The following is a 21696-nucleotide window of genomic DNA, read 5'->3' as shown; positions in this document are numbered from 1 at the left end:
CTGAGGAGACGACACAATGCAGGCAATGACAACATTGCGCCTGGCGGCAGCCATGGCGTTTGCTGGCGCAACCGCGCTGACGGCGATGACCCCCGCAATCGCGGCCGAAGAACCGCGTCGTCCGGAATGCATCGCACCTGCGCAACCCGGGGGCGGCTTTGACCTCACCTGCCGCCTCGCGCAGGAAAGTCTGAAAAAGGCCGAAGCACTCAAAGCGTCGATGCGAATTGTGTACATGCCGGGCGGTATCGGCGCAGTCGCCTACAACAACGTCGTCGCTCAGCATCCCGATGAACCAGGCAGCATCGTGGCCTTTTCGGGGGGCTCGCTGTTGAACCTCGCTCAAGGCAAGTTCGGCCGCTACAACGTCAACGACGTGCGTTGGCTGGCCGGCATCGGCACCGATTACGGGGTGGCGGTCGTTCGTGACGATTCGCCGCACAAGGATCTGAAGAGCCTGATGGAAGCCTTTCGTCAGGATCCCACCAAGATCGTGCTTGGTGCGGGTGGCACCGTGGGCAGCCAGGATTGGATGAAAGCCGCGTTGACGGCCAAGGCAGCCAACGTCGATTTCCGCAAGATGCGCTTCGTGGCGTTCGAAGGGGGCGGCGAGGCCGTCACGGCGCTGCGTGGCGGCCACATCCAGGCCTACATGGGCGATGCAGCAGAAGCCTTCACGATGCTGGAAGGCGGTGCACCGATCCGTGTGCTGGCGGTGTTCAACGATCAGCGTTTGCCTGGAAAACTGGCTACCGTGCCCACGGCCAAGGAACAAGGCTACGACATCGTGTGGCCGATCATTCGCGGGTTCTACGTGGGTCCGAAGGTGAGCGACGAGGCGTACAACTTCTGGATCGAAGCGTTCAAGAAGACGATGGCATCCCCCGACTTTGCACGACTGCGCGAACAACAAGGCTTGTTCCCGTTCGATAAGACCGGTGCCGATCTGGACGCTTACGTCAAAGCACAGGTGAAGACTTACGCCGAGTTGGCCGACAGTTTCGGCCTGCTCAAGAAATAACGCGGGTCACGCCATCATGAATGATCGAATCTTGGGCATTCTCGCCCTCTGCCTGGCTGCGTTCATGACGTGGGCGGGCTGGGACATCGAAGCCCCCTTCGCATATGAGCCGGTGGGCCCGCGGGCCTTTCCCATGTTGATCGCCGGCATCATCGGCCTGTGCGGCCTGCGGCTGGCCTTCAAGGGCGGCAATCAGGTTGAACCTGCGGCGCCGGGAGTCAACACGCGTATCGCCTTGATGATGGCGGTGGCGCTGGGCTACGCCTTTTTGTTCCAGTGGCTTGGCTTCATCATCGCCACCGCCATCATGACGGTGCTGGTGGCGCGGCTCTTCGACGGCACGTGGGTCAAGAGCGCCATCGGCGGCATCGTGATGGGCGTGGCGTTCTTTCTTCTGTTCGACAAGGTGCTGGACGTGGTCCTGCCCACGGGACTTCTCGGAGGTCTGCTATGAGCGGCATTCTCGATCATCTCTCGATCGGCTTCGGGGTAGCGTTCAGCCCCACCAATCTGCTGGTGGCAGCCATTGGATCGTTCCTGGGTACCATCGTCGGCGTGTTGCCCGGCTTGGGTCCCATCAATGGCGTGGCGATGCTGATTCCGATCGCCTACGCCATGAACCTGCCCCCTGAAACATCGCTGATCTTGTTGGCGGCGGTGTACGTTGGCGCGGAATATGGCGGACGCATCACATCCATTCTGCTCAACGTTCCGGGCGAAGCCAGCGCCATCATGACCACGCTCGACGGCTATCCATTGGCGCGGCAAGGTCTTGCCAATGTGGCGCTGTCGCTGTCGGCGTGGTCGGCATTTTGCGGCGCAACGGTTTCGGTTTTCGGCATCACGTTGCTGTCGCCATTTCTCGCGCGTTGGGCGCTCGCGTTTGGGCCGGCAGAGTATTTTGTACTGATGGTGTTTTCGTTCTGCTGCTTGACCAGCTTGCTCGGTAAACAACCCGTGAAGGGCGTGTTGGCGGCAATGATCGGTTTGGGTATTTCCGTTATCGGTGTCGACTCCAATTCGGGTGTGTATCGCTACACGTTCGACTCGGTGCACTTGGCCGACGGCATCGATTTCGTCGTGGTCGTGATCGGTTTGTTTGCCGTGAGCGAATTGCTTGAAATGCTCGACAAATCGAGTAGCGGCAACTCGGTGGAAGTGAAACCGAGCGGACGCAAACTCTTCAATTTTTCGGAGATCATGTTCACGAAATTTGCCGTTGCGCGCAGTGCGTTGATCGGCTTCGTGGTTGGCGTGTTGCCGGGCGCCGGCGCCAGCGTGGCTGCGGCTGTCGCGTACTCGCAGGAAAAACGCATCACCGAAGCACGCGATCCCAATGCCAAATTCGGCAAGGGCGATATGCGTGGATTGGTTGCACCTGAGGCGGCTGCCACGGCATCGGCAATCGGTTCGTTTGTACCCATGCTGACGTTGGGTGTGCCGGGCTCCGGCACCACCGCAGTGATGATGGGTGCACTCACGCTTTACAACATCACTCCGGGCCCGGTGTTGTTCGATGCGCAGCCGCAATTGGTGTGGGGTTTGATCGCCTCGCTCTTCGTCGCCAACGTGCTGCTGTTCATCATGAACGTGCCGATGGTGCGCGTGTTTTCGAAAGTGCTGTCGGTGCCTGCGTGGTTGCTGGTTCCTGGCGTGATGTGCATCAGTTATATCGGTGTGTACGCGATCAACTCCGGCACTTTCGATCTGTTGTTGGTCGCCATTATCGGCGCGATAGGCTATTTCCTGCGCAAGCTTGAAGTGCCGATGGCGCCGCTGGTGCTGGGTGTGGTGCTTGGTGACATGATGGAGCAGAACCTGCGTCGCGCGCTCTCGATCACCAACGGCGACTTGGCCGTGCTGTATTCAAGTCCGGTGTCCATCGGATTGTGGATCGCGGCGATTGCGGTGGTGGTATTGCCGCAGATCTTCCGGCGTATGCGCCGCAAGTTGCCTGTCGATCCAGCCGGGGAATGATTCGGTGAAGTCGGCACGCGAGGAAGTACTTCCGAAGCGCGGCGTCTCAAGGTCGCCGTCTGCGGATCGCTGACTGCATGAATGCACACCCCACGGGTTGGACTGACATCCGATCCGTGGGGTGTTTGCGTTGTTGTTGTTGTTCTGCTCTGGACTGCTCTGGACTGCTCTGGACTGCTCTGGAGCTGCGGCCGGGCTAAAGCAGGGGCTGACGCTGATCGTAGCGAGCCCCTGATTTGTCCGAGCCAGGAAGCGTTTAAACCGCCTTCAGTCGTTTTACTGCGGCGTCGAGCGTACTGTCTTGCTTGGCAAAGCAAAAACGCACCAGGCGATGATTCGAGCTCGCTGCATCCGGTTGTTTGTAGAAGGCGGATACCGGTATTACCGTAACGCCATGTTCGACAGTCAGCCATTGAGCGAACTCAGCTTCCGGTCGGTCCGAAATGGCCGAATAATCAGCGAGCATGAAGAACGTACCGGGACTGGGTAACGGCACGAACCGTGTCTGCTCCAGGCCTGCTTTCAAATGCGCGCGCTTGGCCTCGTAGAAGGCAGGCAGATCGAGGTAGGGTGCGGGATCCTGCATGAACGTGGCGAGGGCGACCTGCATGGGCGAGGACACCGTAAACACCATAAATTGGTGCACCTTGCGCAACTCGGCGCTCAAGGCTTTCGGCGCGCAGCAATAGCCAATTTTCCAACCGGTGGTGTGATAGGTCTTGCCGAACGACGAAATAATGAATGCGTTCGCGGCAAGAATCGGACGTCGTGCCAGACTGGCATGTGCCACGCCATCGAACACGATGTGCTCATAGACTTCGTCAGAAATCAAAAGCACGCCCGTATCTTCAACAATCCTTTCCAGCGCATCCAAGTCGGTGTCGGTCAACACCGCGCCCGTCGGATTGTGCGGGAAGTTCAACATCAGCAGGCGCGTCTTACTGGTAATGGCGTCGCGTACCCGTTGCCAGTCGACTCGGTAGTACGGATCTTCGATCGTGGGCGCGCGCAATGGCACGGCAACCGGTGTCGCGCCTGCCAGCCTGATCGACGGCATGTAAGCGTCGTAGCACGGCTCGATCACGACAACCTCATCGCCGGCGTGCACCACGGCAAGAATCGTTGCCATCAACGCTTCAGTCGCGCCGCTCGTTACTGTGATCTCGGTATCGGGATCGTAGTCATGACCGTAGAGTGCCGACACCTTGGCCGCGATCGCCTGACGCAGTGGCGCCACGCCTGGCATGTACGGATATTGGTTGTGACCTTCGCCCATGGCTTGCGTGACCAGATCGCGCAAACGTTGATCGGGCTCGAAGTCTGGAAAACCTTGGCCGAGATTAACGGCGCCGTGTTCCAGCGCCAGCCTGCTCATCGTCGTGAAAATGGTGGTGCCGATGTCCGGCAATTTGGATTGCAGCATGTCGATGGGTGAGTTGAGGTGCAGTGAGTAGGGATGCAGTGAGTAGGGATGCAGTGAATAGGGATGCAAATATTAGATGGCGTTGCCGAAAGATGGCCGCATCGAATAAAGAGGGCCAACGGGCGCATCAGGAGTCGTCACCCCGGATCATACGTTTGCGGGAGCAACTCTGTCGCGGCGCAGCGGCATTTACGAGGTGCGAGGCGGAAGAGGCACGCCATTTGAAGTGCCAGCATGGCCACTTAGATTTGTTTGCCTCGGCTCCCTGTGCCATTTTTTAAAGCTCGATAGCCTTCAGGTCGTGAGCGGTTAAATCCCCAGATGCTGCGACTTTCGCAACATTGCGAATGATTGCCAAACGCTGCGTGGCTGCGGCTTTCCGCCCGATGTCGCGTCTGCGCGACTTAGGGAAAACAGCAATAGGGCTACGTTGCCGGCATGAGTATTCTTGTTAACAATTGATCGCATATGTAGCGATTGTCTGCACGCTTTCTTGCGGCGGATTTTTAGAGGATGCATGTGAGCATGGGTCAGAAGGGCAAGGTTAAGTGGTTTAACGCCGAGAAGGGATTTGGCTTTATTACCCCGGAAGATGGCAGCACCGACGTGTTCGCTCATTTTTCCGCTATCCAAGGCAAGGGATACCGCAGCCTGGATGAAGGACAAGAAGTCGAGTACGAGGTCAAAGAAGGCCCCAAGGGCCCGCAAGCCTCCGAGATCCGCCCGCTCTAATCGCGGTCGGGCAACAAGGGGACCAGACCCACGTCTGGAAGGCCTCGGATAATACCGAGGCCTTTTTTCGTCTGTCGGGTTAGTAATCACTAACTCAAATCAGCTTGGTCCGCCGCCGCCTAAGAAGAATTGGTCCTGCACGGTCCAGGTCTCCCCCTACGCAGTTATCGCCGACGGCGACGTGCTGTGGATAACTCTGTGGATATATCCTGACGCGTATAAGGACCCGGACGGCTTCGTATATTCGTCTACTTGGTTACCCACAGAATTATGTTCGCTGTGAAGAGGCCCTCTGTTATCTCCGAGCACAGCCCTGGATGCTTATGAATACGGTACGGTTTCTGACATTGCTGTTCATGCAATCGCTACCGATTGTGCGTCGTCGTGGGGCGGAACTATGGCTAAGTGGCACTTGGACACTCTGGATACGCCAAAAATGCATCGTTATGTGCGAAAAGCCCTGCAATTCTGGTTCAAAATGGGAATAGGCGTCGAAAGGAGGTTTTCCTCACACTCATTGTTGCCCACACCCGCAGCACGCGCTCCAAGACATCGATCTGCTGCAGATCCTGCTCTGCAGGGGTGAAATGCGCGCTTACGGCGTCTGGGCAGCGCGGTGAGCCGAGGCTGTTGTTCACAAAGTTATCCCCAGTGAGTATTTATTTGGGGGGTGTTTATGATGCTGTGCAATAAGTGCGCATCGTATTTTTTTATTATTTCCGGTATGGATGCTTTCGACCGATAGGGGTGAACTCGTCTCGCTGCGTGGCGTCAGGAGACGCTACGTTTCCAAAGCCTTTTAACTTGTCGCGGCTAGCGCGTAGACCTCAATCGATGCTGTTCTGGCGGTGACCTGCGGACAGCTAGCTTGGAGAATTCAAACAGATTGGACGATTCGAATCATTCGAATGATTCATGGTCATTTCGACCTTCCAATCAGGGGAGCACCTAGATATGAGTCGTCTGAGTCCTCGATGTGGCAGCGGTCGCGCTCCTGATACCGGTCTGGATCAAGTAGCGGGCTCCTTTGAGGGCGCTTCGTATCGGCATCGTTGTGTTGCATCAGATCCTCAGCTTCCGTGGATTTTAGTGGACTGATGCCATAGGTCGCTGTGATCGTCCGACTGGGGATGATATTGAGTAGGCCTACTTCACCACGGATGTCGGGATCGCGACCGATGCGTTTTGCCCTTCGAAGACTGATCGCGCTTGGCTAGTTGTTTTCCCCCTCACGCTGGCGACGCCTGGTCAATTTCCCAAGCCATCGCTATGCCTCAGTATTGAGGCTCTCACAAGCGTCAGCTTCACGAGGGTAACGCTGGTTCAGGCAAGCTTGTGCGCCAAGTGCTGAACGACATGCTTTTCTTCTGTCTCGATGCAGTCTTGCTCGCAGACGCCAGCGGGGATACGGCGGAAGCGTTGCGAACGACGCGAGACGGGGGACGCGCCTGATGTTCGTCAAAGTTCATGGCTCTCCTGCATTCCGTCAGCGTTGGACGATTTGAGGCACTAACCAGGTCAGGCCTTTCTATCTCCGTCGCCAACCCTGGATGTCGACGCACCGTTGCTTCATGGATGTTGGTGTCGTCATTTGCAAAGCGTTGGCGTAGATGAGGCGATCCAACATGAAGAACATTGAACGCCATCCGCTGTAGCGATCTATGGCGATTTTTCATTCCCATCGGATCCGAGGTGTTGTGAAGTTCCAGCTTTGATGTACTGCTCAGCCGGATATCAGCCACAAGGATGATGTGCTTTTTCAGGTCGAATCTGCTAGATCTCGAGCTCGCATGGAATGTTTAACGGTGTTCCATGTGAATGAGAATGCTGGATGATTGACGCTCGATCGACCATTGATGAGCTGCCCAGCCCTGGCAGCTTCTTGTCGCCAACCATGAAGTGACTGAAACGACGATTCTTCTGGCGACAGCGTGTGCGTGATGCGCATCCGGACATGTCTCATTCAGGCGGCAGCGTTCGTCGGCCGCCTGTCTGCTAAGCATGCGACCGATTTTGAACGATATTCTCGCCAATTACCGTCAGCCTCTCTAGAGGTTTGAGGATCGCCAGCCTCGTGCGAGATCAAGCGCGGGGGAAGGAAGGCTGCACATGTGACCATTGCAGCTCACGAAAGCTTGGGTTTAATTGTTGTGAACCGTAGCGTCAAAATGCGTTCTAACTGCGATGTTTGCGATCAATTCGAGCAGTCGTGCACGACAGAACTTCCGCTTTGTCTATTGATCGACGGCTTATTTTGATCTGCATGCATTGGTTGAAGACGCGAAAACGCGCATCGCAGTCAAATGGGTGGATGGTTGGCTTTGACTTCGTCCGGCACGATCCAGCGGATTCAATGATTGCGTCCTATAACGAGCCTTCAATGGGCGGAGTCATAGGCGGTTCAACGATCGGCGCTATAAGGCGAGAGGCTTTACCGGGCCGCGATCGTTGGGCTGATTGGGCCTGATGCGGCTATGTCTGGAGAAAATGGGCTGGCGACGCGGAGAGGCAAAGGCGGAAAGGTGAATCAGGAATCGGAAATTGGCCGACGATGTCGGCAGACAAATTGGGTGTGGCATCGTGGTGACACAGCGGTGAGACACAACGGTCAAACGGGTGGAGGACCGGACGGAAAGGCATGCAGAGGAACACAGTCTTGCCGAGGCGGGGGCTTAATCCATAAAGATAGGAGCCCCATCATCGACGTCGCTGGCCTTCGCAAGAATCAAGTGCTGTACAAGGTCGGCGGCTTAGGAATTGACCGAGGCCGGCCTTCATATAGAGTATTTCTACCGTGTTCTGATTCCGTGATCTTCACAATGTGGCGTTAGCTACATATTGCGTTGTTCGTTGGATGTGTCTCAAGCTTCTTCGGCGCTTTCGTTCATTCGCGACCTATAAAGCCACTTTGGCCTGATGGCGTTTACTCGGTATGTTTGCAAGTCTCGGTGACAGCGATTTTTCGATCGTGACACCGCCAGGGTCAACAAGAAGGCAGGCAGAGTCTGGCTGCGCGATCAACGTCTTCTCATCGTCGTCGGGCAGGTATCGATCATTTGGGCTGTCGACTCAGATGGGTTAGGACCGGCAGATAAATGACACGTAGGCAGTTAGTTGTTAGACGGTTATGTGCCTCAGCACGAGGCCGGTGTTTCACGTGGAACACGGTGCACGCCGACGGAGGGATCGAACCGATGCTCTTCGCTTTAGCGCTGCCATAATTACTCGAGGTTCGCGGTTTCACGTGGAACACTTACCTTCCTAGCGATGACGATTAGGTCGACGGTAGGGCGAATCTGGGTAGTCACATGCTCATTGCGATGAAGTATCGGACGGAAGTCGCTGCCCACAACAAACTATGGCACTGAGGACCTAGCACTGTGGATCTACACGGTCGGTTTGGCACTTCTTCACGACGTTGGCATGAAAATAATCGCCTTGGATATCTAGGCTCTCATCGAGGCAACTAGTAAGCGGGATATGCGCTGCTCGGAACTGCCCGAAGGCATTGAGTAACCAATGCCGGTTAATTCGTCGCTAGAAGCGATGCTCCACTGAGGCATTTTGCTTTCTCAGGGAGTTCAACGAACGTGGATGTGTTCCGGCCCTTAGCAGTTTTCAAGCAATATCGCGCTTGTTTCGCGACCGAGATGCTGGCACTTTGCCTGCGGTCCGACCAGGACTAGCCTGATCGGGATTCACGCTCAACGTCTCACGACCGATGTTTCACGTGAAACCAAGTTGGAGGCGAACCATAGATTGGCTTTGTATTAGCCTATTAGGATGGTGAGAGTTGCAGGGCCTGAGTCTTGAGATACCAGGCCGCCGCTTGAATGATCTTAGATTGTTTGCTTGCCCGTATACGAGCTAGCCAATGCCTAGTTCGATCCAGCTCTAAAGCATCGTTGGAGTACGCGGGGACCTCGAGAGCGGGACGAAGGTAACGGCTCCCGAATGATCGCCAGCACTAACGTCGCTGGTCGATGCGGCGACACTCTTTTTCGGCCACGGTTTGCCAGGTAGCCGCTTCGCTTCGCCGGCGCCACCTAAAAATCGCAACGTGTTCGACTCAAGATCGAAAAAGGTATGCGCAAAAGAGTCATTGTTTGACCCTATGCCTAGGTATAGGCCAAATAATTGTCCTTTTTTAAGCGGAAGTTGCCTTCGGCTGTGGTCGGTCGCTCCGCCGCTCGTTGCTGCGCGACGCGTTAAGACAAACGTCGTGGAGTTGCTCAAGCTCGAAGACGGAGTAGAGGAGCGAGTTGCCGTTGACAATACATTCTTCATATTAAGAGGCATGCCACTTAATACGACCGGGACGTTGAGCACGTGCGCAAGGCGAGCACTGCGCGACACTGCGCTGCAGCGGGTTGTCTTCGGGTATCGAGTGCTAGTCGATCCGACACCAGCGAAGGAACCGGAGGTGCTGCCATGGTGGTACAGGTGGCGCCATGGCGTTCACCTGCCGAGTAGAAGGCATCGGCGCGGGATCGGTGAGATGCTGGACCGATGTTAAACTTGTGAAGCGAGATAGAAGATTTGCATTGACGAGCACCATATATTCACCACGGTTTATTGGTATCTCGCCCATCGGCCATTGCGATGCAGGTTACGGCATCAGGGCTCTGGTGAAATCTTTCCGTCTAGGTCTCCCGCGCATGGTTCGACGGACCAAGTGTATAGCCGAGATGCCACGCTTCTCATCGGCGCCTTTATAGGGACGTGCGGGTGGTGCGGCTGTAGTAGTTCATTCATGCGCTAAACATTCCTGCGCTAACCATCGGTTAGCTTTACGCCACTGCGGCGCGATGCATCGCCGTGTGATGTGTAGCGTGGAACAAGTCGATGAGTGTCTGTATCTATTCAACCATCATTCGACGAGCCGTTGTTCTCGGTTTATCTAGAGCTAGCCCGTGCAACGTCATTTTTTATCAGTTGAGTTGGCGAACTCATAACGAGTACTGCCAACGCCGTTCCACGATGCTTGCGATGTTTCACGTGGAACATTCATCCTTTGGACGTTTCACGTGAAACAAACGCGTTATAGCCGTGGAACCTCGCCCAATCTATAATTGCTCACACTCGCGAGAAACGCTCTTCAATCATGCAATATCCCAAACAGTTCGACGTCATTGTTGTCGGTGGCGGTCACGCCGGTACCGAGGCCGCCTTAGCTTCGGCACGCGCAGGAGCAAAGACGCTCTTGCTCACCCACAATATTGAGACGCTCGGACAGATGTCCTGCAATCCCTCCATTGGCGGCATTGGTAAGGGGCATCTTGTGCGTGAAATCGATGCGCTCGGCGGCGCGATGGCGATTGCGACGGACGAGGCGGGCATTCAGTTTCGAACGTTGAATGGTTCGAAGGGGCCAGCAGTTCGCGCGACGCGTGCTCAGGCGGATCGCGTTTTGTACCGAGCGGCGATTCGCCATCGCCTCGAGAACCAAGCCAACCTTTGGTTGTTCCAGCAAGCCGTTGACGATCTGATCGTCGAGGCGGATCGCGTGGTGGGTGCAAAAACGCAGATTGGTTTGGTATTCCGTGCTCATCGCGTTGTCTTGACGGCGGGTACGTTTCTGAACGGTCTGATTCACGTGGGTATGCAGAATTATGCGGCCGGGCGAGCGGGTGACCCTCCGGCGACGTCGCTGGGCCAGCGGCTGCGAGAAATGAAGCTGCCCCAAGGTCGGTTGAAGACAGGGACGCCGCCACGTATCGATGGACGCACGATTGATTATTCGGTACTCGAAGAGCAGCCAGGTGATCTTGACCCCATTCCCGTTTTTTCGTTCATGGGCAACGTGGGAATGCATCCGCGGCAAGTACCGTGTTGGATTACCCATACGAACGAACGCACGCATGACATCATTCGTGGTGGCCTGGATCGATCGCCGCTATACACCGGCGTGATCGATGGGGTAGGGCCGCGATATTGCCCGTCGATTGAAGACAAGATCCAGCGATTTTCGGATAAAAATTCCCATCAGGTATTTCTTGAGCCTGAGGGTTTGGATACGCACGAGATTTATCCGAATGGCGTTTCTACCAGCTTGCCGTTTGACGTGCAGCTTGATTTGATTCATTCGCTTCCTGGTTTGGCCGACGCCCATATTTTGCGACCGGGTTACGCCATCGAGTACGACTACTTCGATCCGCGCGGTTTGAAGGCATCTCTCGAAAGCAAAGCGATCAGTGGTTTGTATTTTGCCGGTCAGATCAATGGCACGACGGGCTACGAAGAGGCTGCTGCGCAAGGTCTGCTGGCGGGGCTGAACGCCGCCGCTGCCGCGCTGGGCCGGGACGAGTGGGTGCCTCGTCGCGATGAGGCCTATTTAGGCGTGCTGGTGGATGATCTCGTCACGCGAGGCGTGACGGAACCCTATCGTATGTTTACGTCGCGTGCGGAATATCGTTTGAGTTTGCGCGAGGACAACGCCGATCGCCGTTTGACGGAGATCGGGCGTCGCCTGGGCTTGGTTGACGACGCGCGCTGGGAGGCGTACGAGCGCAAGCGCGACGCTGTCGATCGCGAGGTCGAACGTCTGCGCACCACGTGGGTCAACCCGAAAATGTATTCGCCTGAAGCGGCAACCGCTCTTCTTGGCAAGCCTATCGAGCGTGAGTACTCACTATCAGATTTACTGAAACGCCCTGATGTCACATACGACAGTCTGATGGCCGCAAAGCACGCCGATGGCGCACCAGTTGCCGGCACGGCAGTGGAAGATCCGCATGTGGCCGAGCAGGTCGAGATCCAGATCAAGTACGCCGGCTATATTGCGCGGCAACTCGATGAAGTCCAGAAACATGTGCACCAGGAATTGCAGCCGATTCCGAAGGATATCGATTACGACGCGGTGACCAGCTTGTCTTTTGAAGTGCGCCAGAAATTGAAGCAGCACTTGCCCGAAACTGTGGGGCAGGCGGCGCGCCTGTCCGGCATGACGCCTGCCGCCGTATCGCTTCTGTTGATCCATCTGAAGCGTTTGCAATACGGCGCACGCAAGCGGGCGGCTTGAGGATGGAAGATGTTTTTCTGGGCGCCGAAGCCGAGCGACGCCTGCGTGAGGCATGCACGCAGATGGAGCTTGCACCTACCGACGATCAATGCCGCAAGCTGCTGGGATATATGTCCCAGATGATGCGGTGGAATCGCACCTATAACCTCACCGCCATTCGCGACCCGCAGCAGATGTTGATTCAGCATTTGTTCGACAGTCTTGCCGTGGTCGCGCCATTGTCGGCCCTGCTGGGACGCGATGAGAAGGCCGCTGCGCGCATTATGGACGTGGGTTCGGGCGGCGGCTTGCCTGGCGTCGTTATCGCGGTAATGCGCCCCGCCTGGGCTGTCTGTTGCGTGGATGCCGTCGAGAAGAAGGTCGCGTTCGTGCGCCAGATGGTCGGTGCATTGCAATTGCCTAATCTCAGTGCACAGCATGCGCGCGTCGAAACCCTGCCGCCTGCCGCGTGCGACGCCGTGATTTCGCGGGCCTTTGCTTCGCTGGATGATTTCGCTGCGCTGGGCGGCCCGCATGTGGCGCAGGGTGGTACCCTCGTCGCCATGAAAGGCAAGACGCCGCACGAGGAGATGGCGTCCGTGCGCGCAGCCGGTGTGTGGGAAATCGATCACGTCGAGTCGCTCACGGTGCCGGAACTCATTGCGCAACGTTGTCTCATCTCGATGCGCCGCATTCAAGGAAACACATGAACGCCGTACCGCCCAACAAGACCGCCCGTGTATTTTGCATTGCCAATCAAAAGGGCGGCGTTGGTAAAACGACCACTGCCATCAATCTGGCAGCGTCGTTGGCCATCCACAATCAGCGTGTGCTTCTGATCGACCTGGATCCGCAAGGCAACGCCACGATGGGTAGCGGCATCGACAAAAGCGGGCTGACATCCAACCTGTACCAAGTGCTGATCGGCGATGCCACGATCGCCCAGACGCGCGTTCGATCCGAAAGCGGCAAGTACGACGTTCTGCCCGCCAATCGCGAACTGTCCGGCGCCGAAATGGATCTGGTGCAGATGGAAGAGCGCGAGCGGCAATTGAAGATGGCCATCGATACGATCCGTACCGACTACGATTTCGTGTTGATCGACTGCCCGCCGACGCTCTCGCTACTGACGCTCAATGGATTGGCGGCAGCGCATGGCGTGATCATTCCGATGCAGTGCGAATATTTTGCACTGGAAGGGCTTTCCGACCTGGTCAACACCATCAAGCGCGTGCATCGCAATATCAACGACGACCTGCGCATCATCGGCTTGTTGCGGGTCATGTTCGATCCGCGGATGACGTTGCAGCAGCAAGTATCGTCGCAGCTCGAAGCGCACTTTGGCGACAAGGTGTTCAAGGCGGTGGTGCCGCGCAATGTGCGGTTGGCCGAAGCGCCCAGTCACGGCATGCCGGGAGTGGTCTACGACCGCAATTCGCGGGGCGCGCAGGCCTACCTGGCGTTCGGAAAAGAACTGATCAAGCGGGTCAAGGCCCTCGACTGAGCGATCGCACGATGACGTCTGCATCTACCGCCGCCTTTCCCAATACCGCGATATCGCCGGCACTGCCGACCATGTCGCCGGAGGCCGTGTGTGCGCGTCTGGAAGAGGCCGCATTGAACGCGACCGCGGTACGCGAGCAGGTGCTGCACGATGGCTGGCTGGTGCGCGGTGCACCCGGGCCTTTCAGGCGGATGCGCTGCGTCAATGTGATCGGCGCGTCCGCGGGTTCGCTCGATCGCCGACTGCGATTCGCGCAAGCCTGGTTTGCCGAGCGTCAGTTGCCGATCCAGTTTCGCTTGACGTCGATATGCCCAGACGACACGCTCGATGGCGAATTGGCCGACCGTGGGTTTGCCGCCGAAAGCGAGACGCGTGTCATGGCCATGAGCTTGACCGCGCCTTCGGCCGATATCGTGCTCAACCCCGTTGGCCGTGCGTTTGCCGATGCGCGCATCGAGGTGCTCGACGCACCTGCGTTTGCGGCGGCGGCGGGCGACATGCGGGGTTCGTCGGCAGCCGATATTGCCGCGCATGCCGGGCGTTTGTCCGGCCTGGCCGTGGCCATCGACATGGTCGTCTTGCGCGATCCTGCCGAGCAGGTGATCGCATGCGGAATGGCTGCGCGCGAAGATGATCTGGTCGGTATCTTCGACGTGGTCACACATCGTGCGCATCGTCGGCAAGGCGCCGCGCGCCGGGTCGTGACCGCGTTGTTGTCGGCGGCGCGCTCGCGCGGCGCTGTGCGAGCGTATTTGCAGGTCGAGCCCGACAATGTGCCGGCGCGCGCCCTTTACGCCGATTATGGTTTTGTCGACATGTATGCCTATTGGTATCGGAGCCTGCCCCAGGCGAACGACGCCGCGCCCACCGCAGCCCCATAACAGAGAGATTCTCAAGGAACATCATGGCCACCAGAAAACCCAAGGGTCTGGGACGCGGTTTGGACGCGTTGCTTGGCGCGGATATGCCCGCCATCGACAATTTCGGCAATGACAAGAATGTGGCGCAGAAAGAGGGCCCGCCTTCGGTATTGCCGGTGTCGAAGATGCGCGCCGGCAAGTATCAGCCGCGTACGCGAATGGATGAAGGCGCGCTCAACGAGCTGGCCGAGTCGATTCGTACGCAAGGCATCATGCAGCCGATCCTGGTGCGCGCGTTGGGCGACAAGCTGCCGGGCGAGTATGAAATCATTGCCGGTGAGCGGCGTTTTCGCGCTGCTCAGTTGGCCGGGCTCAAGGAAGTTCCGGTGCTCGTGCGCGAGGTGGCCGATGAGAATGCCGCCGTCATGGCGCTTATCGAGAACATCCAGCGTGAGGATCTGAACCCGCTTGAAGAGGCGCACGGTGTGCGTCGTCTGCTGGATGAGTTCGGCCTGACGCACGAGCAAGCCGCGCAGGCGATCGGCCGATCCCGTTCGGCTACCAGCAATCTGCTGCGGTTGATGAATCTGGCGCAGCCTGTGCAGACGATGTTGCTCGCGGGTGACGTCGACATGGGCCATGCACGCGCGCTGCTTGCTGTGGATGCGGCCACGCAGATCCAGCTGGCCAACGAAATCATCGCCAAACGCTTGTCGGTCCGAGAAGCTGAAAAGCTCGTTACCCGTGCCGGTAAGGAGAGTGGCGACGCTACGACGAAGAAAAAGGCGAACGGCGGCGCGTCGCGCGATCTGACGCGGTTGGAAGAGGCGCTGTCGGACCACCTCGGTACCAAGGTTGCGCTGAAAGTAGGCACGAAAGAGCGTGGTCAGATCGTGATCGATTTTCACGGATTCGAGCATCTGAATGCTTTGCTTGAAAAGCAGGGGCTCTCCGGAGTGGTCGATGCCTGATCTGCGTCGCAAACGCCTGGTGTTGCTGGCTACCGGCGGCACGATCGCAGGCGCGCAGTCCGAGACTCAGGCAGGACGCTACACCGCCGGAAGTCTGAACGCCGATGATTTGATCGCGGCTGTGCCGGGCCTGGCCGCGCTTGCCGACCTGTCGTGCGAGCAAGTGGCAAGCGTCGGCAGCCAGAACATGACGCACGCGGTGTGGGCGTTGCTCGCCGCACGGACGACGGCGCTGTTGGCCGATCCTGATATCGATGGCGTGGTCATCACGCACGGTACCGATACGCTTGAAGAAACCGCCTATTTTCTGAGTCTCGCGCTACCGTGGTCCAAGCCGGTGGTGCTGGTGGGGGCAATGCGGCCGGCGACGGCAATGAGCGCCGACGGGCCTGCCAATCTGTATCAGGCTGTGGCGCTTGCGGCAACGGAGATCGTGGCGCGTTTTGGCCCCGTGGTGCTGATGAACGACGAGATTCATGCGGCACAAGGCGTTCAGAAAATGGCGTCGTCAGGCGTGGCTGCTTTTGCATCGCCTAACGGTGCGCGTCTGGGCGTGGTTGCTGGCGTGCAGCCGATCTGGGCGCCCCACGTCGCACCGGCCCTGGATGCGGCTTTTACACCCACTGCGGCACGGTTCGATGTGCGCCAGCATCCGGCGCACACGTGGCCGCGCGTCGAAATCGTCTATTCGCACGCTGATGCGCAAGGCGACGCAGTTGACGAGGCGGCAGTGCGTTCGCAAGGCATCGTCCTGGCGGGCGTCGGTGGGGGGTATGCCACGGATGCGCTGATGGCCGGCATGGCGCGCGCTGTGGCGCGCGGTGTGGTCGTCGTGCGGGCAACGCGTACCGGCAGCGGTTTCGTGGCGCGCAACATCGAAGTCGATGACGATGCCATGGGGTTCGTCGCCGCAGGGTGGCTCAATCCTGCCAAGGCGCGCATCCTCTTGATGCTGTGCCTGCTCGCCGGCCATCCACCGCAATTCATTCAGGACGCGTTTCTGCGCGCCTGAGGCATGGCGCCTCCGCGCCGTTCCCATACCTGGCGTTACCTCTCCTCACGTCACGGTTGCGCGATCGCGTGTGCGTTGTGGCAACATCTTCCGATAGACCCGCAGCCGAGCCACGCGCTCGGCTGCTGCGGTTTACCGCGAAGTCCACACAGCACAAGGGGATCGAGCCATGCCACAGCAGCTAGGGATTCACACCGTCGCAGACGCTCGACGTCTGGTCGAAGCAAGCAGCCTGACGCACATCAAGATCGGGCTCTCCGATATCGACGGCATCATGCGCGGCAAGCTGATGCGGCGCGACAAGTTTCTATCGGCACTGGACTCGGGTCTGGCATTTTGCGACGTCGTGTTCGGTTGGGATTCGAACGATCAGCTCTACGACAACGTTCGCTATACCGGGTGGCATACCGCGTATCCCGATGCCCATCTGCGTATCGTGCCCGAAAGCGCGCGCCGCCTGCCGCTGGAGCGCGGTGCGGGCGGCGAGGAGATGTTGCTGTTTCTCGCCGAATTCGTCGAGGATGCGGCGCAGATCTGTCCCAGGCGCTTGTTGCATCGCGTGATCGAACGCGGTCGGGACATGGGTTTCGACGCCTTCGCAGCACTGGAATACGAGTTCTTTGTTTTTGACGAAACGCCGCAATCCGTGCGCGAGAAAAATTATCGCAATTTGAAAAACTGGACGCCGGGAAATTTCGGCTATTCGATGCTGCGCAGCACCGTCAACAGCGACTTCTACCATCAGCTGCTCGATATGTGCGAACGCATGGACATGTCGATCGAGTCCTTGCATACCGAAACCGGTCCCGGTGTGCTGGAAGCGGCCATTGCATTCGATGAAGCGGGCGCCTCAGCCGACAAGGGCTTCCTGTTCAAGACATTCGCAAAAGTACTCGCGCAACAGAACAATTTGATGGCGACCTTCATGGCGAAGTGGTCGCACGATCATTCGGGGCAGAGCGGCCACATTCATGTGTCGCTCAATGATCGCAAGACGGGCAAGTCCGCTTTCTTCGAGGAAGGTGCCGAGTATTCGATGAGCGCCACGCAGCGCGCGTTCATTGCCGGCATGCAGCGCTATCTGCCGGAATTCATGGCGATGTATGCGCAAACGATCAATAGCTATTCGCGCCTTGTGCCGGGGTATTGGGCACCGCTCGATGCTACGTGGGGCGCCGAGAATCGCACCACCGCATTACGCTTGATTCCAGGCGGTCCGAAATCGCAACGTGTGGAGGTGCGCATCGGTTCGGCTGACGCCAATCCGTATATCGCATTGGCAGCCGCGTTGGGGTCGGGACTGTATGGCATCGAGCAGCAGCTCAGCCCGAGCGAGATCGTGACCGGCAATGCCTACGACCAGCAGTTTCCTGCTGAATTGAAGTTGCCGTTGACGTTGTGGGAGGCCGCACAGCGACTGCGAACATCGAGTGCGGCGCGCACCGTGTTTGGGGATGCCTTCGTGGATCATTACGCCGCCACCCGCGAGTGGGAAGAGAACGCATACCGCCGTCATGTCACCGACTGGGAAATGGCGCGGTATTTCGAAATCATCTAGTTCGTGCGCCCGGCGTCGATGCACGCCGCCCTTCAGACGCCAATCAGGAGCAGCCGTCATGATGTCCCGCATGCAAACCGTCTCACCCATCGATGGCCGCGTGGTTGTTGCGCGAGACTACGCGAGCGACGACCAGCTCGCGCGGGCGATAGCCCACGCAGTGGTTGCGCAGAAAGACTGGCGACGATTGACGCTTGCCGAGCGTATGACGCTGATTCGCGCAGGGGTGGACAACGTACTCGCGGACGAGGCCGAACTGGCGCGAGACATCACGCTGCAGATGGGCCGTCCCCTTTCGCAGACGCCGGGTGAGATCGCGGGCTTCGGCGAGCGCGCGCGGCACATGATCGGATTGGCCGAAGAAGCGCTTGCGCCGATCCAACTGCCCGCCAAGGATGGCGCTACGCGCTTCATCACGCGCGATGCCGTCGGCGTGGTCTTGACCATCGCGCCGTGGAACTACCCCCTGCTGACTGCGGTGAACAGCATCGTGCCGGCATTGCTCGCCGGCAATGCCGTGCTGCTCAAGCCCTCCGACCAGACGCCCACGAGTGCTGAGCGTGTGGTGGAGGCGTTCGTGCGCGCAGGCGTGCCGGCGGGCGCTTTCCAGTTTGTGCATGCCACGCATGAACAAGTGGCGCAGATGATGCGTTCGCCCGAGATTGGTTATGTGTCGTTTACCGGATCGGTGCAGGGTGGGGTAGCCATCGAAACGCAAGCGGCAGGTCGCTTCATTGGCACGGGTCTCGAGCTTGGCGGCCTGGACGCGGCGTACGTGCGTGCCGACGCAGATGTCGAGGCGGCGGTCGAGTCGATCGTCGATGGCGCGTACTTCAATGCAGGACAGTCGTGTTGCGGCATCCAGCGCATCTTCGTCGCGCGTACGGTGTACGACGATTTCGTCGAGCGCGCGTCGGCGTTGGCATCGCGCTATGTGCTGGGCGACCCGATGTCGCCGGACACCACATTGGGGCCGGTGGTGCGTGCGTCGTCGGCCGATCGCGTACGCGCTGCGGTGGCGCAGGCCGTGGCACAGGGCGCGGTCAACACGATCGATGCTGCGCGGTTCAAAAAGGCCCAGCCGGGCACCGCCTATGTGGCCCCGGCGCTGTTGACGGTGCCGCATACGCAGTGGGCGATCATGCGCGAAGAGTGCTTCGGCCCGGTCGCGTGCGTGATGCCGATCAACGACGACGCGGCCGCGATGGCGGCGATCAACGACTGCGATTTCGGGCTGACCGCAGCGATCTACACGCGCGATATGCCCACTGCCATCACGCTCGGTCAGCAACTCGACGTGGGCACCGTCTTCATGAACCGTTGCGACTATCTCGACCCCGGACTGGCATGGACGGGCGTCAAACAATCGGGCAATGGGGTGTCGCTGTCGATTCTGGGGTTCGGACCGCTCACGCAGCCCAAGTCTTTCCATCTGCGTGCCTGAGCGCGCGCCGCCCGCAAGAAGGAGTCATGCATCATGAGTTTGCCCAATGGCGACTGGAACTATCCCACTGCTATCAAGGCCGGGCCGGGCCGTATCGACGCACTGCCGCAGTACTGCCGCGCGGCAGGCATGACGGCACCGTTGCTCGTCACGGATCCGGGTTTGTCGAAGCAGCCGATGGTGCTGCGTGCGATCGAGGCGTGTCGTGCAGCGGGGTTGCGCGTCGCGTGCTTTGACGGCATCAAGGGCAATCCCACATCGGGTAATGTGGCCGACGGTGTGGCCGTACTGCGCGACGGCCGGCACGATGGCGTGATCGCCTTTGGCGGCGGTTCGGCGTTGGACGCAGGCAAGGCAATCGCCTTGATGGCGCACCAGACTGGCGCGCTGTGGGATTACGAAGATGTGGGCTCGCAATTCGAGCGAGTAGACGTGGCCGCAATGGTGCCCGTTATCGCCGTGCCCACGACGTCCGGCACCGGATCGGAGGTGGGACGGGCATCGGTCATCACCGATGAAACCGCGCACCGCAAACGCTTTATCTTTCATCCGAAGATGTTGCCGGGCCTGGTCATCCTCGATCCCGAGTTGACGGTCGGTTTGCCGGTGCATTTGACCGCGGCCACCGGAATGGACGCGCTGTCGCACAACCTCGAAGCGTATTGCGCGCCGGGGTTTCACCCAATGGCCAGCGGCATCGCGCTGGAAGCCATGCGGCTTATCTCGCTCTATCTGCCGCGCGCGGTCGAAAACGGCCAGGATCTGGAGGCGCGCTATTACATGCTGGTCGCCTCGGCCATGGGCGCAACCGCTTTTCAGCGTGGGCTGGGGGCGATGCATGCGCTCGCGCATCCGCTCGGCGCGCGCTACGACGCCCATCACGGGCTGCTCAACGCGATCCTGATGCCGTACGTGCTGCAAGCCAATCGTGAAGCGATCGAAGCGCCGTTATCGCGTCTCGCGCGTCATCTCCGCTTGCCCGACGAGTCGTCGCAAGGCGTGATCGACTGGGTGCTGGACCTGCGGCGCCGCTTCGGTATCGCACACACGCTGGCCGAGATCGACATCCATGCGGATGCGGCAGCGGTCGTCAGCGAAGAGGCGGCTGCCGATCCGTCGGCCGCGAGCAATCCTGTCGATCTGGGGGCGGCACGTTATCGGACGCTATTTGAAGATGCGGTGCATGGGCGCATGCGGTGATCTGCAGGACCAGGGATCGCGCGACCGAGGTAGGGCGTCCTGGGCGGACGCCGTACGTTGAACGGTGAAGGGTGGTCGTCGAGCTGTTTCGTCTCCAATCGCGCGGCCGAAAACAGGCACCGTGGGGTTTTTTTCACGCTCCAGCAAAAAATTTGCAGGAAATCACGATATTTCCCCCATACCGGTTTGACACGGGCATCGAAACTCTCCATAATTTGAGGTTCTCCGCTGGAGGGGTGCCCGAGTGGTTAAAGGGGGCAGACTGTAAATCTGTTGACCTTGCGTCTACGTTGGTTCGAATCCAACCTCCTCCACCAGAGAGCCTGTTTCAACATCCATCGTTTTGCCATTGCGCCAGCCTGACTGCGCCTGAGAGCAGCGGCCTTGGGAGGACTTGTCCTCCAGGAAACTCGATTTCCAACCAAGGTCGTCATCTTGCGGATCGCGCGAGTTTGCGAATGTGCGGCGATGGGTGCGGGGCAGTGGCGGTGAATCCAATCGGCGCGGGTGTAGCTCAATGGTAGAGCAGAAGCCTTCCAAGCTTACGACGAGGGTTCGATTCCCTTCACCCGCTCCAACGTTTTTTGCTAGATCAAGAATTTGCCCATGTGGCTCAGTGGTAGAGCACTCCCTTGGTAAGGGAGAGGTCACGCGTTCGATCCGCGTCATGGGCACCACTCTTTTTAGCGCGTCTTTTCCTTCTCTTTCTATCGCCGTATTCCGGTGATGCCTCGCCGGCACCCGGAAACGTCAATCCACTGTCAGGAGTTCAGCCATGGCAAAAGGTAAGTTTGAACGTACCAAACCGCACGTGAACGTGGGTACGATCGGTCACGTTGACCACGGCAAGACCACGTTGACGGCGGCGATCACGACGGTTCTATCGGCGAAGTTCGGCGGCGAAGCCCGCGGCTACGACCAGATCGACGCGGCTCCGGAAGAAAAGGCACGCGGTATCACGATCAACACGGCACACGTCGAGTACGAAACGGAA

15 protein-coding genes and 3 tRNA genes are annotated in these 21696 nt (G+C 58.7%); 17 read left to right on the top strand and 1 reads right to left on the bottom strand.

What is annotated here, in order from left to right:
• Positions 1-16 precede the first annotated feature (16 nt).
• The 3 genes from EYW45_RS03180 to EYW45_RS03170 are packed head-to-tail and all read left to right on the top strand — an operon-like array spanning position 17 to position 2998.
• Complete coding sequence (locus tag EYW45_RS03180) at positions 17-1021, top strand: Bug family tripartite tricarboxylate transporter substrate binding protein (protein WP_161133939.1); 1005 nt, start codon at positions 17-19, stop codon at positions 1019-1021.
• Between the two features lie 16 nt (positions 1022-1037).
• Positions 1038-1475 carry a tripartite tricarboxylate transporter TctB family protein gene (locus EYW45_RS03175; RefSeq protein ID WP_161133938.1) on the top strand — a complete coding sequence of 146 codons (438 nt, stop codon included), beginning with the start codon at positions 1038-1040 and terminating at the stop codon, positions 1473-1475.
• Positions 1472-2998, top strand: a complete 1527-nt coding sequence (locus tag EYW45_RS03170; protein ID WP_161133937.1) for a tripartite tricarboxylate transporter permease — start codon at positions 1472-1474, stop codon at positions 2996-2998. Before EYW45_RS03175 ends, EYW45_RS03170 begins: the two co-directional genes overlap by 4 nt.
• Positions 2999-3254: 256 nt before the next feature.
• Here EYW45_RS03170 and EYW45_RS03165 read toward each other — a convergent pair whose 3' ends face one another.
• Complete coding sequence (locus EYW45_RS03165) at positions 3255-4421, bottom strand: pyridoxal phosphate-dependent aminotransferase (RefSeq protein ID WP_161133936.1); 1167 nt, start codon at positions 4419-4421, stop codon at positions 3255-3257.
• A 525-nt stretch (positions 4422-4946) separates the two neighbouring features.
• Between EYW45_RS03165 and cspE the strand changes: the two genes are divergently transcribed.
• From cspE to EYW45_RS03095, 14 genes are all read left to right on the top strand, one after another.
• Complete coding sequence (gene cspE / locus EYW45_RS03160) at positions 4947-5153, top strand: transcription antiterminator/RNA stability regulator CspE (RefSeq protein WP_161133935.1); 207 nt, start codon at positions 4947-4949, stop codon at positions 5151-5153.
• Positions 5154-10257: 5104 nt separating this feature from the next.
• Positions 10258-12174, top strand: a complete 1917-nt coding sequence (gene mnmG, locus EYW45_RS03155; RefSeq protein WP_161133934.1) for a tRNA uridine-5-carboxymethylaminomethyl(34) synthesis enzyme MnmG — start codon at positions 10258-10260, stop codon at positions 12172-12174.
• A gap of 2 nt (positions 12175-12176) precedes the next feature.
• On the top strand, positions 12177-12863 hold the full coding sequence (gene rsmG / locus EYW45_RS03150) for a 16S rRNA (guanine(527)-N(7))-methyltransferase RsmG (RefSeq protein ID WP_161133933.1): 687 nt from the start codon (positions 12177-12179) through the stop codon (positions 12861-12863).
• Positions 12860-13657, top strand: a complete 798-nt coding sequence (locus tag EYW45_RS03145; RefSeq protein WP_161133932.1) for a ParA family protein — start codon at positions 12860-12862, stop codon at positions 13655-13657. The genes rsmG and EYW45_RS03145 overlap by 4 nt, the downstream gene beginning before the upstream one ends.
• 11 nt (positions 13658-13668) lie before the next feature.
• A complete protein-coding gene (locus EYW45_RS03140; protein WP_161133931.1) occupies positions 13669-14538 on the top strand; it encodes a GNAT family N-acetyltransferase in 870 nt (289 codons plus the stop codon).
• Positions 14539-14561: 23 nt separating this feature from the next.
• Positions 14562-15488, top strand: coding sequence for a ParB/RepB/Spo0J family partition protein (locus tag EYW45_RS03135; RefSeq protein ID WP_161133930.1), 927 nt, complete (start codon positions 14562-14564; stop codon positions 15486-15488).
• On the top strand, positions 15481-16500 hold the full coding sequence (locus EYW45_RS03130; RefSeq protein ID WP_161133929.1) for an asparaginase: 1020 nt from the start codon (positions 15481-15483) through the stop codon (positions 16498-16500). Before EYW45_RS03135 ends, EYW45_RS03130 begins: the two co-directional genes overlap by 8 nt.
• Before the next feature lie 169 nt (positions 16501-16669).
• A complete protein-coding gene (locus EYW45_RS03125) occupies positions 16670-18058 on the top strand; it encodes a glutamine synthetase family protein (protein WP_161133928.1) in 1389 nt (462 codons plus the stop codon).
• Between the two features lie 58 nt (positions 18059-18116).
• Positions 18117-19502 (top strand): aldehyde dehydrogenase family protein, encoded by a 1386-nt coding sequence (locus tag EYW45_RS03120; RefSeq protein ID WP_161133927.1) that lies wholly within the window; start codon positions 18117-18119, stop codon positions 19500-19502.
• Positions 19503-19535: 33 nt separating this feature from the next.
• A complete protein-coding gene (locus EYW45_RS03115; protein ID WP_161133926.1) occupies positions 19536-20702 on the top strand; it encodes an iron-containing alcohol dehydrogenase in 1167 nt (388 codons plus the stop codon).
• Between the two features lie 230 nt (positions 20703-20932).
• Positions 20933-21019: transfer RNA gene (locus EYW45_RS03110), tRNA-Tyr, on the top strand.
• A 186-nt stretch (positions 21020-21205) separates the two neighbouring features.
• Positions 21206-21279: transfer RNA gene (locus EYW45_RS03105), tRNA-Gly, on the top strand.
• Between the two features lie 25 nt (positions 21280-21304).
• A tRNA-Thr gene (locus EYW45_RS03100) sits at positions 21305-21379 on the top strand.
• A gap of 98 nt (positions 21380-21477) precedes the next feature.
• On the top strand, positions 21478-21696 hold a 219-nt coding region (locus tag EYW45_RS03095; RefSeq protein WP_235938738.1), incomplete at its 3' end, for a GTP-binding protein.

Source organism: Schauerella aestuarii (assembly GCF_009866805.1).
Classification (GTDB): domain Bacteria; phylum Pseudomonadota; class Gammaproteobacteria; order Burkholderiales; family Burkholderiaceae_B; genus Schauerella; species Schauerella aestuarii.
Note: the sequence above shows the minus strand (reverse complement) of the source record. Positions and strands in the feature narration are given on the sequence as shown.